Below are 14,966 nucleotides of genomic sequence, written 5' to 3'. Positions count from 1 at the left end.
ATTCAGCAGCCACGAACGAAGCGGAGCCGCCCCGTCATGAGGCCCACGCACAGCCAGATGATCACGATCACCGACGATATGCGGGCGAACGTGGCGATGGTGCCAGCCCTGGTCGTCGGCCTCGTGCTCGTCCTGGGCCTCGACTTCAACCCGCTCGGCGCGGAGGCAGGGCAGCTGGGGGATGTCGTTGAAAAGCTCATCGCGATTTTCCTCTTCGCATGGCCGATCTTCGCGCTGATCTATCTGCTGTGGACTCACGCCGGGCTGCACGAGCTCGACGAAACCGAGCTCATAGTGCACTCGCGCTGGGCGCTGGCTCGCAAGCGGCGCTGGTGGTCGCGATACTTCAGCAACGGCGGGGCCGTGTCATGGGCGACTTTGGCTGCGTACGTCGCGATCGTGCTCAACATCTACCTCGTCACCATGGGCTCGGACGGGAGCATCGTCCTATCCGTGATTCTCGGGCTGGCGAACGTGGTCGCTTCGTGGTCGGTCATGGTGTACTCGTTTGCTCTGGAGTTCATGCGACTCGACCTCGGCGGAGGGGGAAGCCTCGGCGCCAGGCAACTCGAGTTCGACATGCCGGAAGAGCGGGCATTCGGTGACTATCTGACGTTCGCGGTGCTGTCCTCGACGATGACGGCAGCTCTGCCAGGGCGAGCAATCACCCGCGAGGGATGGAAGATGGTGCGCAGCAATGTCATTGTCGCCTTCGTCTTCAACTCGGTCGTCGTGGCGACGCTGGTGTCGATGTTCCTGTCCTACCTCAAGATCTGAGGAGTGTCTGACCGGCGCGGTCAGGCGAAGCGGTGCCTACCGACAAGTGCAGCGCACAACGAAAAGTGCGGTGCCGCCTGCTTAGTGAACAGGCGGCACCGCACTTCATGGTGTTGGTCTTGAGGGTCAGCTCATTGTGCTGTCCTCACAATCTCCAGCAGCTGTCAACGGGTGCCTTGCCGTCGAAGGTGCGATTCGTAGACAACTCGACGCGAGGCAGCGAGGCGATGTAGCCGCCGATGTGCGTCGGGCCGAGATTGCCCTCGAACGCAACCTTGTGGCCGGCGTCGCACCATTTCGAGGCCAGTTCTTTGCCCAGTTCGAAGGGCACGACGTCATCGAGGCGGCTGTGGTTGACGAGGACCGGGATGTCTGGGATCTCGGCATCTCCCAACCGCTGCTTATCGGCAACATCCATGAACTTCTCTTGGACGAGGTCCTGGAATGAACTTCCGTCCTTCGTCAGAGTGCTCGTGTCGAGGAAGGCGTTCGACAGGACTGCTTCGATCGTGCACTGGTTGGAGGCGCTTTCGACTCTGTCCAGGCCTTCCTGATTGAGGAATTCAGTCAGGTCGACATCTGCCTGATCGGCGAACGAGGAGACTCCGTAGAGCAGGAGTCCTGTCTGCATGCTGGAGAGGCCGGAGACCGTCTTGTAGAGGTCCGTCGGAACGGCACCCGCCGAGGCGGAGGCGAGGCTGAGGTCTGGCGCCCAGTCATCCGCGAGTTCCAATGCCGCGGTCGTGGCATGTCCGCCCTGCGAGTAGCCGCGCAGCTGAAGCTTCGTGTCTTCATTGATGGTGCTGCCTTCGACGTTCTGAACTGCCTTGGCCGCATCGAGGACGGATCGACCTTCCTCCACGCGGTTGAGGTAGCTGTGTGCGCCTTCGGTGCCGAGCCCGACATAGTCGACGACGAGAACCGGACGCTTCGCCGCCAACGCAGAGGTCACGGAGATGCCCTCGTATTCGGTGCCCATTGCCATCTGCCGGCTGGGAGCGCATTTATCGGCGATGCCCTGCGTGCCAGGTGAGATGACGACAGCGTCTTTCGCGTCGCCCTCCGCACCTTCCGGGGTCAGCAGCGTGGCAGTGGCCGCTCGTGCTGTGCCCTTTTCGTCGGTGGTCTTGTACATATACGTCGTGGACTTCGCATTGTGCTCAATGAGCTTGATGGGATCGACGTAGAACTTCGACGGCGTCTGCTTGACCACGCCGCCGTTCTCCTCCGGCAACTGGTCCGGCGTCTGGTAGAAGTCCTCGGGGACGCCGGAGTCGGGAAGGTCTTCGAGCGCTGCTGCGTACTCGACATCAGCAGTGGAGATCTCATCCGACTTGTCGACGGCTGCCTTCGCATCCTCGACGCTGACGCTCTCTGGGACATTGCTTCTGTTCAGGGAGTCCGAGTCTTCGGCCTGCCTGTCCTCGATCATGCTCTTGGCTTCGTCTTCGCTCTGCGGGACCAAAGATTGTGCCTGGGCGGGTGCCGACACTGTGCCAAGTGCGAGTGTCAGCCCGGTGATGGTGGCAGCGCTCAGCATTGCGAAGCGTCGTGCGTGTGGAAGCGTTCTATGACGGGACGTGCCCATATGTGTCTGGTCCTGTTCTGTCATGTGTCTCGGCATTGAGAATGCGCGAACAGTTGTGGTGTCGCCGACCGACGGGACAAGTGTGCCCGTCCTTCCGATCGTCTCTGATGCAAGGCCTGTATGGTGACAGGCATCACAATCCTACTCGAGGGTAGAACTTATCAGTAACATTTCTTATCGGTCAATCGAGAAGCGCGAATGTGCAGGTGGGCCAGTCGCCGGGTGATACCTGTCGGCAGACATTTCAAGTCAGGCTGAGTAGGTTGCAACCTACTCAGCCTGACTTGAAATGTGCATTTTCCGCATGCACTCGCGATGTTCCCGCTGCTGCGGTGATTCCAGCTTTAGCCTCGGCTGCGCTGGGCGTCCAGTGCCTCCACATCCGGGTAGATGGTCTCCGAAGGGGCAACGCTGCGGTTGCGGAGCATGAAGAAGTAGAGGAGGAATGTCACCACGATGCCGACGATCCACGAGATGTCGGCTCCTCCCAGCTTCTCGACCAGGGGCCCGGTGTAGAAGGACTGGGCGAGGAAAGGAATCTGCACAACGACACCGACTCCATAGGCCACCAAGGCTCGCCAGTTCCACTTGCCGTAGCGACCCTTGAGGTCGTAGAAGGCGGGGATGTCGAAGCGGTCCTTCGAGATCAGGTAGAAGTCGGTGAGGTTGATGATGCTCCATGGAGTGAAGACCATAAGCAGGGCGAGGACGAAGTTCTTGAAGTTCGCGAGGAAGTCCGCCGACGCCAACAGGGCCACAAGCACGGTCAGGGTGACGATGCCGATGACGAAGACCGCGCGGGTCCAGCGGCGGATGTTCGTCTTCTCCCCGAAAGAGGTGAGGATCGTCAGCGTGCACATGAACGCGCCGTAGGCGTTGAGAGTGTTGACGGTGAGCTTGCCCAACAGGATCACGATGAAGATGAGCAGAGCGTAGACCCCGCCCCCGACGATGTCGCCGACGAAGCTGACCTGGTTCTCGACGAAGGAGTTGCCGGTCTCGGTCATGGCGGCGGCGCCGATGAGGGCGCCCAGGGTCATCGACCACTGTGAACCGATGACGGATCCGCCGAAGGTGAACCAGAAGGTCTTCGACGCCGGAGTCGAGCGCGGCAGGTAGCGCGAGTAGTCGGCGACATAGGGACCGTAGGTCAGCTGCCAGCCCACGGACAGTGCGATCGCGGACAGGAATGCTGGGAATGCGAAGGACGAGCCCGAGATCAGTCCGGGGACGTCGACCTTCGTGAACACGCAGTAGGTGATGAAGAGGAATCCGAGCAGGCCCGTGACTGAGGAGACGCGACCGAGCACGTGGATGTACTTGTATCCCAGCAGGGCCACAGCGGCAGTCAGTGCACCGAAGATCACGATGCCCACCGCCGGCGTATTGACACCGATGATGAGGTTGACGGCCTGTCCGGAGAGCACGGCACCGGTTGAGGCGAAGCCGATGTACATGAGCACGACGAGCACCAGTGGAATGATCGCCCCGATGATGCCGAACTGTGCCCGCGAGGAGATCATCTGCGGCAGACCCAGCTGTGGTCCCTGCGCGGAGTGGAGGGCCATGACGATGCCGCCGATGACGTTGCCGATGAGCAGACCGATGATGGCCCACAGCGCATCGGCACCGAAGACGACGGCGAGTGCTCCGTCGACGATGGCGGTGATCTGGGTGTTGGCGCCGAACCACAGCGTGAACTGGGAACGTGCGGTGCCGTGACGTTCATTGTCAGGCACCATTTCGATGGATCGTTTCTCGATCCCCGAATTGGATGAGCTCGCCATGGGTTTCTCCTTAGAATGATGAATCAGACCCAGTCAACACCCGAAATCAGAGCGATACGAGACCTGAGTCACACAAACTGTCCGACATATCGGATCATTGTTGGGTGCGGAGCCGGAAACGGGGTTCAAGGGCGAATCGATCGCCCTTGAACCCCGACCTGATCGTATTCCGATGCAGGTTTCGGTTCTGTTTCGACTGATTCAGTTCGACAGCGATCTGGCGATGATCGTGCGCTGGATCTCCGAGGAACCCTCATAGATGCGGTAGATTCTCGCGTCGCGGACATAACGTTCGAGCGGGAAGTCCCGTGTGAAGCCGTACCCGCCATGGATCTGCAGGGCCTCATCGGCGATGAACGCAGCCGCCTCGGAAGCGGCGAGCTTTGCCGTCGCCGAGGACCGGGTGAAGTCCACCTCGGCGTCCCTCTGCTCCGCGGCATCCATGGTCAGCAGCCAGGCCGAGCGGTACTTCGTGTACATGTCCGCGAGCTTGAAGGCGATGCCCTGCAGGCGGTTGAGGGGCTTGCCGTTGATCCTGCGCTCGCCGGCCCAGGCCACGGCCGCGTCGAGTGCGGCCTTGCCGATGCCCAAGCTCATCGCCGCGACTTCGATGCGCCCACGGTCGAGGACGCGCATGGCCGTGGTGAAGCCTTCACCCTCGACGCCGAGGAGAGCGTCGGTGGGCACAATGGTGTCGATGACGAATTCGTAGACCGGGCTGCCGCGCAGGCCCATCGTCTTCTCCGGAGGATTGAAATTCAGCCCGTCACCAGCCGCCTTCGTATCCACGATGAAGGCACTGATCCCCTTGTGCCCGGCCTCGACGTCGGTCTTCGCGTAGACAACGATGAAGTCGGCAAATCCGGCATTGGTGATGAAGCACTTCGTGCCCTTGAGGTGCCAGCCGCCCTCGACGCGTGTGGCCCGCGTCGACATCTCGGCCGGGTTCGATCCCGCGCCCGGCTCGGTCAGCCCGAACGCGCCGATGACTGCACCTGAAGCAGCACGCGGCAGCCACGACTCGCGCTGCGCATCGGTGCCGCCGAGGAGGATCGAGTCGGTGGCGAGGAACTGCGCGGTGATGATCGAGGCCGTCGACGCGCATGCCTCCGTGACGGCGGCGACCATCTGGCTCATCGCTACGGAGCCCACGCCCGGCCCACCGAATTCCTCGGGCAGATTGAGGCCGAGGACCCCCACCTCGGCGAGGGTCTTCAGGGTCTCATCTGAGACGCGCTCGTTTGCGTCCGCGACCGCTGCCTGCGGGACCAGGACGTCCCTGCTGATCTGGGCGACCGCGTCGACGAGATCCTGCTCGTCGGTGCTGATGTCGAAAGCCATGGTCCTACTCCTTCGTAGATTCTGTCGTGAATGCGGCATTGTGCTCGCCGAGGTGGGGTACGGGAAGTGCAGACGCGGGCCTGGCGCCGTTGACGAGGATCGGATGGGCCAGGAAGGTATGCCCGGTCCGCTCGTCCGTAGCGGTGAGACCTCGACCGTCGGTGATCGGACCGTCGACCGCCTCAGTGAAGTTGAGGACGGGGGAGTTGGGAACTCCCGCCGCGTCGAAGATCGCGCACAGCTCGTCCACCGTGTAGCCGGTGGTGAACTCCTCGATCTCGGCGCGCAGGGCCTCATCGTTGTCCGAACGGTCGGAATCGGTGGCGAAACGCGGGTCGATGAGGAGCTCAGGTTTGCCGAGCGTGGCTGTGAGGACGCCGAAGAGTTTGTCGTTGGCGACGGCGATGACGACGAGACCGTCGGCGGCAGCATAGGTGTCGAATGGCGCCGAGATCGGGTGCCGGTTGCCCACGCGATTCGGTGTCGACCCGGCGGCATGGATGGCCGTGTTCGTCGGCTGCATGGCAAGCATGACGTCGAGCATCGGGATGTCGATGTGGGCACCCTCCCCGGTGGTCTGGCGGTGGAAGAGTGCGCTCGAGACACCGAAGGCGGCGAAGACTCCGGCGGAGACATCGGCGATGGATTCCCCCACCCGGGTGGGGGATCCCTCGGGGAAGCCGGTGGACGACATGAGTCCGCTCAGGGCTTGGATGACAGTGTCGTAGGCGGGCCGTTTCGCCTGTGTTCCGGTCTGTCCGAAGCCGGAGATAGAGGCGTAGACGATGTCGGGTTTGACTTCTTTGATGTCCTCAAAGGACAGGCCCAGTTTGGCTGCCACTCCCGGCCGGAAGTTCTCGACGACCACATCGCAGGTGCGGATGAAGTCAAGCAGCTGCGCATGCTGCTCGGGATCCTTGAGATCGGCCTCGATGGAGCGTTTGCCCCGGTTGAGGGATGTGAAGTACGTCGATCCCGTGTCGGTGAAGGGACCCAGGTGACGGGAGTCATCACCGTGGCCCGGCATTTCAATCTTGAAGACCTCGGCGCCCTGATCGGCGAGCATGGCGGTGGCATAAGGGCCGGCCAGCACGCGCGAGAAGTCTGCGACCCTGACCCCGTCGAGTAGTTGTTTCGTTGCGTTCATGAGGATAATCCTCGAGGTGGGAGGCGTGGAAGACAATGAGTGGTGAACAACATTCGTCCGGTATCTCAGACGGGATGCGTCAGCCCACTCAACTCAGACGGCGACTTCCGCCCAGAGCCAGAATGTAGGCCCCCGGGGTGCCGAGCGAGAACCGGGTGACCAAGGGTGAGGACAGTGCTGCGATGACGAATCGCCCAGGTTGACCGCAGTGGTGGAGAGATCGATGAGCGCTTGGTCGGTGAGATCCCTGTCAGGGCTGTTGATGGTTAGCCCTCGCCTTTTACATCTCTACTTGCAGAATCGATTTCGTCTCGACTAAGAAGTATGTGGCATGAATGATGTCCGATATGTCGGACATAACTTGATCCGTACCACTTCCACTTCTGTGGGGAATCGTCAGAATTGGAGTGTGTAGGCAGGACAGACCCTATGACCGTACGACGAAGGAGAGTCACATGACCACCAAGCCGACTTTCACCCAGCACGACCCTTCTCGCGTGATCCGCGCCGACCGGGGCACCGAGATCACCGCCAAGAGCTGGCAGACTGAAGCGCCCAAGCGCATGCTCATGAACAACCTCGACCCCGAGGTCGCCGAACGTCCCGAAGACCTTGTCGTCTACGGCGGCACCGGTCGCGCGGCTCGTTCATGGGAGGCCTACGACGCGATCGTACGCACCCTCGACGATCTCGAGGACGACGAGACCCTCCTCATCCAGTCGGGCAAGCCCGTCGGTGTCATGCGCACCCACGAATGGGCCCCGCGGGTGCTCATCGCCAACTCCAATCTCGTCGGCGACTGGGCCAACTGGGAGCATTTCCGCAAGCTCGAGTCCGAGGGCCTGATGATGTATGGCCAGATGACCGCCGGATCCTGGATCTATATCGCCACCCAGGGCATCCTTCAGGGCACTTACGAGACCTTTGGTGCCATTGCCCGCAAGCGCTACAACGGAACCCTGGCCGGCACGCTGACTATCACGGGCGGCTGTGGCGGCATGGGTGGCGCACAGCCTTTGTCGGTGACGCTCAACGGCGGCGCCTGCCTCATCATCGACGTCGACAAGACCCGCCTCGACCGTCGCAAGTCCAAGCGCTACCTCGACGAGGTTGAGACCGATATCGATACGGCACTGGCCAAGGTCATCGAGGCCAAGAAGAACAAGCAGGCACTGTCCGTGGGGCTCGTCGGCAATGCTGCAGAGGTCCTGCCGATGATCCTCGACCGCCCGGAGGCTGCCGAGGTCGACATCGTCACCGACCAGACCTCGGCCCACGACCCGTTGTCCTACCTGCCCATCGGCGTCAGCGTCGACGACTGGCACGAGGAAGCGGAGCAGGATGCGGAGAAGTTCACCATCCGCGCCGAGGAGTCCATGGCCAAGCACGTGCAGGCCATGGTCGAATTCCAGGACCGCGGTGCCGAGGTCTTCGACTACGGCAACTCGATCCGCGACGAAGCGCGCAAGGCCGGCTACGAACGTGCCTTCGAATTCCCCGGCTTCGTCCCGGCCTACATCCGCCCGCTGTTCTGCGAAGGCCTCGGACCCTTCCGCTGGGTCGCACTCTCCGGTGATCCCAAGGACATCGAGGTCACCGACAAGGCGCTCAAGGAACTCTTCCCCGAGAACGAGCACCTTCACAACTGGCTCGATGCCGCCAACGAGTACGTCGAGTTCGAGGGTCTCCCGGCCCGCATCTGCTGGCTCGGCTACAAGGAGCGCCAGCAGGCCGGACTGTTGTTCAACCAGCTCGTCGCCGAGGGCAAGATCTCGGCCCCGATCGTCATCGGCCGCGACCACCTCGACTCCGGTTCGGTCGCCAGCCCCTACCGTGAGACCGAATCGATGCTCGACGGCACCGACGCCGTGGCCGACTGGCCGCTGCTCAACGCCATGGTCAACACTTCATCGGGTGCGACCTGGGTGTCCATCCACCACGGTGGCGGCGTCGGCATCGGCCGCTCCATCCACGCCGGTCAGGTCTCCGTGGCCGATGGCACCGAGCTGGCTGCGAAGAAGCTCGCCCGCCTGCTCACCAACGACCCGGGCATGGGCGTCATCCGCCACGTCGACGCCGGCTACGACCGTGCCTCCGAGGTCGCCGAAGAGCGCGGCATGCGCGTTCCGATGATCCCGGAGCTCGACAAGCGCGACGAGGAGTCCGCTGCGCAGTAATTCGGAGTCGCCTGAGGTCTGACTCGCGTGAAGTCTGACTTGCTTGTGGTCAGACTCGCCTGCGAAGGGGGTCGATCGACGTTTCACAGCCCAGCTTCAAAGAGGGGCTCTGAAACTTCGGTCGATCCCCTTTCTCGTGGTGGACGACCTCCGCGAGAAGTGAGGCGCTCAACCTGGGATCTGTTCTCCCGGCACAAAGATATAGCTGTGGGCATAGAGGGCCGCCTCGATGCTGAGCCGATTCGATCCCAGGTCCGTGCCGAGGAGCGATACTGCGATCTCCACCCGGTACCGGATCGAGTTCTTGTGCATCGTCATCGCGGTCGCCGTCGCTGTGTAGCTGAGGTCGTGACGCAAAAATGTCAGCAACGTCGAGCGGTGGCGGGCATTGGCCTCGGAGTTCTCCGCCAACGGGCCGAGCACGGAGCGCACCCAGTCCTGCGCCGCCTCGACATCAGTGGACATCAGTGAGACGAGAGCCATTCCGGGGTCGTCGTGGGAGCGCAGTGCCGCCGGTGACCGTCCGGCCACGCAGACGTTCTGGACTCGCATAGCTTCTTGGTGAGAGAGCCGGAATCCTTCAGCACCGGTGTGAGCGGAACCGAACGCCAAGTGCACAGCGTCGGTGGCATCCAGCCGATCGCCGAGGGACTCCTCGTACTCCCAGCTCTCGGGCACCGTGATCCATCCCCAGGCGGTGTCCTGGTCGCGACTGATGATCAGCCTCGAGCGTGGGGAACCCATTGCTGCGCCTGCGGCGTTGATGGCGGAGGTGAATCTGCCCAGGTCATCAACGGTCTCCGGTGCCGAATGGTGTGTCCAGGCGACGACCGCCACATGTCGGGCGGTGAGGCTGTAGCCCAGTGTTGCCGCGGCCGCAGCGGCGTCGACGTCCCCGCCTTTGATGATGTCTCTGACCTGGGATTCCCGCGCAGTGGTGCGGTTCGCCAACCACGCTTCGCGTTCCTGTTCGTAGAGGAGGGCGACCTTCTGTGACATCCAGTCGATGTATTCTGACACCTCATCGACCAGCCGCTGGAACACTGCCGGAGCCAGATCGACCGGGAGCTCGTCATTGGCGGTGATGAAGTCGTAGGCGCTCTGCAACAGCCGTTGCTGACCCAGGCGGTAGGCCCTGACCAAGGCATTCACTGAGATCCCGCGCTGTGCCAGCCGTCTGGCGTATTCGTAGGCGGCAACAGGCGGTTCGAGGTTGTCCGGAGCGATCCCATGCTGGAGCGCATGGAAGATGGTCTCGATATTGCCTGCGATGCTCGCGCTGAGAAGATCAAGGAGCGTGGGCTCCTCACCGAGTTCGGCGATCCGCGTCGCCAGATACTCGTAGACGCTCCGGGTCAGCTCTGGGACGCGCGGACTCAGTTCAGCGGAGATCCGGGAGAGCTGCGCCATCACCTCGGGAGTGACATGTGTGGGACCGGGCCCGTCGCCGGGCGTCCGCGAAGGAGAGGCGACCATAGGAGAAGACTAGCGCGAACTGTCATCCGTGGTGAGGGCTTCGTCGAAAGTACCTGAAGTTGTTTTGTACCTTTGGCCGAATGATGGGAAATGCTTTGACGTGCGGGTCCAGTGTGCTGACCACGATGCCTGGATACGCTTGATCTATGCAGACTTCGACTACCACTTCCGCCCCGACCAGGAGCTATACGCCAGCATGGGTCGCCGAGGCGGGAGTGACCTCAGCCTTCCCCGTGGCCGATCTGGTCGGGCTCCCTGCCAACCGGGCTGGCTCCGACCCATACGGACCGTGCCTGAGCTGGCCCGGCGGCAGACTCGACAACACCGGATTCGCATCCGCCGTGGCGGCGACCGCGCATGCCATGAGGACTCAGTTCAGGATCGGTCTCGGGGCCGTGGTCGGTGTGCTGCTGGGCAACGGCCCCGAGTTCATCACGACGATGTTCGCCACCTGGTCCCTCGGTGCGGTGCTGACCCCGATCAACCCTGCTCTGACCAACGACGAGGTGGGCTTCCAACTTGATGATTCCGGTGTCGTGCTGGTCATCGGCGACTCCCGCGCCGAGGCCGTTGCCGACGTCCGTGGCCTCGGTTTCCTCTCCGCCGCCGACGAATGCTTCCGCGGCAGTGCCGAACAGAGCGGTGTCGAACAGGGCGATGCCGAACTGGGCGGTGCCGAGCCGATCCGTGACCTCAATGTTCGGGGCAGCGACGGATCACTCATCGTCTACACCTCGGGTACGTCAGGTCTGCCGAAGGGCTGCCTGCTCAGCCACGCCAACGTCTCGGCCATGGTGTGGTCGATTCTCAACGGGGTCGACTTCGGTGACGACGCACGCAGCCTGTTGGTGATGCCTCTCTTCAGCAGCCGCGGGCTCCTCGCGGGTACACTCTCACCACTCATGTTCGGCGGCAGCGTCCATGTGCTGCCGGAGTTCGATCCGAGAACTTTCTGGGACGTCGTCGAGGAGGTGCGTCCGACCTACTTCTCGGCTGTGCCGGCGATCTACTCGGCCCTTGAAGCCACGAAGAGACGCACTGTCGACACCTCCTCCCTGCGGTTCGTTCTCAGCGGAGCTGCACCGATGTCGGTCGATGCGACCACCCGTTTCGAATCGAAGTTCGGCGTGACCGTCCTTGAAGGGTACGGTCCCTCGGAATTCTCGGCGGCGGCGACCCTCAACCGCAACGACGGCACCCGCCGCCTCGGAACCGCAGGGACAGCACTGCCGGGAATCACCGTGGCCATTCAGGATCCTGCCGGCAGGATCCTGCCGGCAGGAGAGGCCGGCGAGGTGGTCATCTCCGCGCAGACCGTTATGTACGGCTTCCTCGGCCGTCCCGGCGTGACAGCCGAGACACTCAAGGATGGCTGGCTGCACACCGGTGACCTCGGATTCCTCGACGACGACGGATTCCTGACCCTCGTCGACTGCGCCACAGGCACGATCAACTGCAGGTGACCGAAACCGGGGAGACAACGGCCGACGAGCCGGCCGCCAGTGGCGTGAGTCGGCCGTCACGATCTGTCCGAAATGTCGGACGAATTTCGACGATGGCGGTTCAGCCGCGCGCCCCGGCGGTCCATACTGGGGAGAGCAATCACTCTCGACCGTGAAGGACCTCTCCCTTGCAGATCATCACCGGGATCAGCGAACTCGTCGTCAACGACCTCAACACGCTCGGCGCACTCAATGTCATCGAAGACGCTGCAGTGCTCGTCGACGACGGCCGGATCCTGTGGTCGGGACCGTCCGCTCAGGTGGACACCGCACTTCAGGATCACCTCTGCGATCAGAATCCCACCCCCGCCGAGGTGGTCAACGACGATGACATCGAAAACGGAACGCTGACCTCGGCGAGTGCCGGCGTCGAGGTCGACACGATCGACCTCGGTGGCAAGGCCGTCATCCCGGGCTTCGTCGACAGCCACAACCACCTCATCTTCGCAGGCGACCGGTCCGAGGAATTCGCTGCACGGATGGCGGGGCAGAAGTATTCGGCCGGCGGCATCGCGACCACCGTCGCCGCCACCCGCGCGGCCAGCGATGAGGAACTCGAGGCCAACCTCGTCCATCTTATGGATCAGGCAACCAGGCAGGGCACGACGAGCTTTGAGATCAAGTCCGGCTACGGACTCACTGTCAAGGACGAGCTGCGCGCACTGCAGATCATCAATCGGCATACCGAGGAATCCACTCTCATTGCTGCCCACGTGGTCCCGCCCGAGCACAAGGAGAACCCGGAGGCCTACGTCGACCTCGTCATCGACGAGATCATCCCGGCCGCGACCGGCCAGGCGAAGTGGATCGACGTGTTCTGTGAGAAGGGCGCCTTCACCGAGGACCAGACTCGACGGATCATCGAAGCCGGCCTGGCCGCGGGCATGAAGCCGCGACTGCACGCCAACCAGCTCACCGAGGGAGGAGCGCTCAAGCTCGGCGCGGAACTCGGCTGCGTCTCGGTTGACCACGCAACCTTCGCCTCCGACTCCGACCTCGCGGCACTCGCCACAGCTGGCACCGTCGTCACGCTGCTGCCGAGCATTGAATTCTCCACCCGCCAGCCCTACCCCGACGCCCGCCGCTACGTCGAGGCCGGGGTGCGCCTGGCGATCGCCACGGACTGCAACCCGGGATCGGGATTCTCCAACAGCGTCCCATTTGCCATCGCCATCGGTGTGCGCGACATGCACTTCACCGTCGAACAGGCCGTCTGGGCTGCGACCGCCGGCGGCGCCAACGCCTTGCAGCGCACCGACGTCGGCCACCTCGGCGCCGGAGCCCGGGCCGATCTGGCCATCCTGGACGCACCCAGCTATCGCCACCTGGCATACCGGCCCGGCGTCCAACTGGTCGAACGCGTCTACCGCGGCGGCGAACTCGTCGCCGACAACCGACCACGAAGCTGAACTACACAGTTAACGAACGTACGCACTTACCGCTTAACCGAAAGGTCCCAGATGTCAGTCTTCATCGATCTCGATCCCGATACCCTCACATTCGCCCAGGTGGTCGACGTCGCCCGCCACGATGCGAAGGTGGCCCTGAGTGAGACCACCCTGGCACGCGTGAACAAATACCGCGAAGCCATCGACGCCCTCGCCCAGGCCGAGAAGCCCGTCTACGGCGTCTCCACCGGCTTCGGGGCACTGGCTCAGCGCCACATCCCCGCCGAACTGCGCACCCAGCTGCAGAAATCGCTCATCCGCTCCCACGCCGCCGGCGTCGGCGAACCCGTCGAACGCGAGGTCGTGCGCGCCCTCATGCTGCTGCGCGCCCGCACCCTGGCCACCGGCCGGGCAGGTGTCCGCGCCGAGGTCCTCCAGACCTACGTCGATCTCCTCAACGCCGGCATCACACCGGTCGTCCACGAATACGGTTCGCTGGGCTGCTCGGGTGACCTCGCTCCACTGTCTGCCTGCGCACTCGTCGTCATGGGCGAAGGCGTGGCCGCCGGACCCGACGGAGTCGCCGGACCCGCCGATGAGATCCTGGCCGCGGCCGGCATCACCCCGGTGACCCTGGCCGAGAAGGAAGGCCTGGCGCTGGTCAACGGCACCGACGGCATGCTCGGCATGCTCATCATGGCCCTGACCGACCTGGAGAACCTGCTCACCGCCGTCGACGTCTCCGCTGCCATGAGCATCGAAGGCCTCTTCGGCACCGACGCGGTCTTCGCCCCCGAACTCCACTACGCACTGCGCCCCCACGACGGCCAGTCCGCGGCAGCCGCGAACATGCTGACCTCGCTGAAGGACTCCGGCATCACCGCCAGCCACCGCGACTCGACCCACCTCGTCCAGGACGCCTACTCGATGCGCTGCGCCCCACAGGTCAACGGCGCAGCCCGCGACGCCGTGGCCTTCGCCACGCAGGTCGCCGAGCGCGAACTGCGTGCGGCCATCGACAACCCCGTCGTGCTCACCAACGGCATGGTCTCTTCCAACGGCAACTTCCACGGCGCACCCCTGGCCCACGCCCTGGACTTCCTCGCCATCGTCGCCGCCGATGTGGCCTCGATGTCCGAACGCCGCACCGACCGGATGATGGACGTCACCCGCAACCAGAACCTCACCCCGTTCCTCGCCGATGACGCCGGCGTCGACTCGGGCCTGATGATCGCCCACTACACCCAGGCCGCGATGGTCTCCGAGGCTAAGCGCAACGCCAGCCCTGCCTCGGTGGACTCGATCCCGTCCTCGGCGATGCAGGAAGACCACGTGTCCATGGGCTGGTCGGCCGCCCGCAAGCTGCGCAAGGTCGTCGACAACCTCGCCAGCGTCGTCGGCATCGAGTTCTACGCCGCCTCCCGGGCCTGCGATATGCGCGAAGCGTCACCGGCACCGGTCACCGGCGCCGTGATCTCCGCGATCCGCGAAACCGTGCCCGGCCCCGGCCCGGACCGCTTCCTGTCCCCGGAGCTGGCCGAGACGATCTCCAAGGTCAAGGACGGCTCCCTGGTCGCCGCGGCCGAATCTGTCTCACCGCTGCAGCACACCGTCACCGAAGCTGCCGGAACCTGGCTGCCCGAAGGCGGATCACCCGCGGTCAACGACCCCGAGTTCACCGCACTGGGCAACCTCGACGCTGCCGCCGCAGCCTCCGGTACGGATGCGGCAACGACTCACCAGGATGCAGCCGACTCCAACGGTTCGGGCGAGGCGAACTGAG

The 14,966-nt window shown here is 63.6% G+C and carries 10 protein-coding genes; 5 read left to right on the top strand and 5 right to left on the bottom strand.

What is annotated here, in order from left to right; translation table 11 throughout:
- The first annotated feature begins 36 nt into the window (after positions 1-36).
- Positions 37-777: a DUF1345 domain-containing protein gene (locus BAUR9175_RS14530; protein WP_226823967.1), complete on the top strand. Its 741-nt coding sequence runs from the start codon at positions 37-39 to the stop codon at positions 775-777.
- A 145-nt stretch (positions 778-922) separates the two neighbouring features.
- Here the strand turns inward: BAUR9175_RS14530 and BAUR9175_RS14525 are convergent, their stop codons facing one another.
- The 4 genes from BAUR9175_RS14525 to BAUR9175_RS14510 form a co-directional block, all read right to left on the bottom strand.
- Entirely contained in the window at positions 923-2,317 is a 1,395-nt protein-coding gene (locus BAUR9175_RS14525) for a lipase family protein (protein WP_180959254.1), read from the bottom strand.
- A gap of 392 nt (positions 2,318-2,709) precedes the next feature.
- Positions 2,710-4,152 carry a purine-cytosine permease family protein gene (locus tag BAUR9175_RS14520; protein WP_101584185.1) on the bottom strand — a complete coding sequence of 481 codons (1,443 nt, stop codon included), beginning with the start codon at positions 4,150-4,152 and terminating at the stop codon, positions 2,710-2,712.
- A gap of 201 nt (positions 4,153-4,353) precedes the next feature.
- Positions 4,354-5,493, bottom strand: coding sequence for an acyl-CoA dehydrogenase family protein (locus BAUR9175_RS14515; protein ID WP_101584183.1), 1,140 nt, complete (start codon positions 5,491-5,493; stop codon positions 4,354-4,356).
- A 4-nt stretch (positions 5,494-5,497) separates the two neighbouring features.
- Positions 5,498-6,640, bottom strand: coding sequence for a CaiB/BaiF CoA transferase family protein (locus tag BAUR9175_RS14510; RefSeq protein WP_101584181.1), 1,143 nt, complete (start codon positions 6,638-6,640; stop codon positions 5,498-5,500).
- 455 nt (positions 6,641-7,095) lie between these two features.
- On the opposite strand from BAUR9175_RS14510, the gene hutU reads away from it, so the two are divergent.
- Positions 7,096-8,817, top strand: coding sequence for a urocanate hydratase (gene hutU / locus BAUR9175_RS14505; RefSeq protein ID WP_069599301.1), 1,722 nt, complete (start codon positions 7,096-7,098; stop codon positions 8,815-8,817).
- A 168-nt stretch (positions 8,818-8,985) separates the two neighbouring features.
- Here hutU and BAUR9175_RS14500 read toward each other — a convergent pair whose 3' ends face one another.
- Entirely contained in the window at positions 8,986-10,293 is a 1,308-nt protein-coding gene (locus BAUR9175_RS14500; protein WP_009883522.1) for a PucR family transcriptional regulator, read from the bottom strand.
- A 146-nt stretch (positions 10,294-10,439) separates the two neighbouring features.
- Here BAUR9175_RS14500 and BAUR9175_RS14495 point away from each other — a divergent pair, with 146 nt between their 5' ends.
- The 3 genes from BAUR9175_RS14495 (at position 10,440) to hutH (ending at position 14,965) form a co-directional block, all read left to right on the top strand.
- Positions 10,440-11,756, top strand: coding sequence for a class I adenylate-forming enzyme family protein (locus BAUR9175_RS14495; protein WP_081448570.1), 1,317 nt, complete (start codon positions 10,440-10,442; stop codon positions 11,754-11,756).
- A 167-nt stretch (positions 11,757-11,923) separates the two neighbouring features.
- Positions 11,924-13,204 (top strand): imidazolonepropionase, encoded by a 1,281-nt coding sequence (hutI, locus tag BAUR9175_RS14490; RefSeq protein ID WP_101584179.1) that lies wholly within the window; start codon positions 11,924-11,926, stop codon positions 13,202-13,204.
- A gap of 51 nt (positions 13,205-13,255) precedes the next feature.
- Positions 13,256-14,965 carry a histidine ammonia-lyase gene (hutH, locus tag BAUR9175_RS14485; protein WP_009883525.1) on the top strand — a complete coding sequence of 570 codons (1,710 nt, stop codon included), beginning with the start codon at positions 13,256-13,258 and terminating at the stop codon, positions 14,963-14,965.
- Position 14,966 lies beyond the last annotated feature (1 nt).

Origin of the sequence: Brevibacterium aurantiacum, from assembly GCF_900169065.1 — a bacterium.
Classification (GTDB): domain Bacteria; phylum Actinomycetota; class Actinomycetes; order Actinomycetales; family Brevibacteriaceae; genus Brevibacterium; species Brevibacterium aurantiacum.
The sequence above is the reverse complement of the archived record's forward strand: the minus strand, read 5'-3'. Positions and strand labels throughout refer to the sequence as shown.

Bases quoted from the DNA above. Each gene is read 5' to 3' on its own strand.
- BAUR9175_RS14530 (WP_226823967.1), top strand. From the start codon at position 37: ATGAGGCCCACGCACAGCCAGATGATCACGATCACCGACGATATGCGG.
- BAUR9175_RS14525 (WP_180959254.1), bottom strand. From the start codon at position 2,317: ATGCTGAGCGCTGCCACCATCACCGGGCTGACACTCGCACTTGGCACA.
- BAUR9175_RS14520 (WP_101584185.1), bottom strand. From the start codon at position 4,152: ATGGCGAGCTCATCCAATTCGGGGATCGAGAAACGATCCATCGAAATG.
- BAUR9175_RS14515 (WP_101584183.1), bottom strand. From the start codon at position 5,493: ATGGCTTTCGACATCAGCACCGACGAGCAGGATCTCGTCGACGCGGTC.
- BAUR9175_RS14510 (WP_101584181.1), bottom strand. From the start codon at position 6,640: ATGAACGCAACGAAACAACTACTCGACGGGGTCAGGGTCGCAGACTTC.
- hutU (WP_069599301.1), top strand. From the start codon at position 7,096: ATGACCACCAAGCCGACTTTCACCCAGCACGACCCTTCTCGCGTGATC.
- BAUR9175_RS14500 (WP_009883522.1), bottom strand. From the start codon at position 10,293: ATGGTCGCCTCTCCTTCGCGGACGCCCGGCGACGGGCCCGGTCCCACA.
- BAUR9175_RS14495 (WP_081448570.1), top strand. From the start codon at position 10,440: ATGCAGACTTCGACTACCACTTCCGCCCCGACCAGGAGCTATACGCCA.
- hutH (WP_009883525.1), top strand. From the start codon at position 13,256: ATGTCAGTCTTCATCGATCTCGATCCCGATACCCTCACATTCGCCCAG.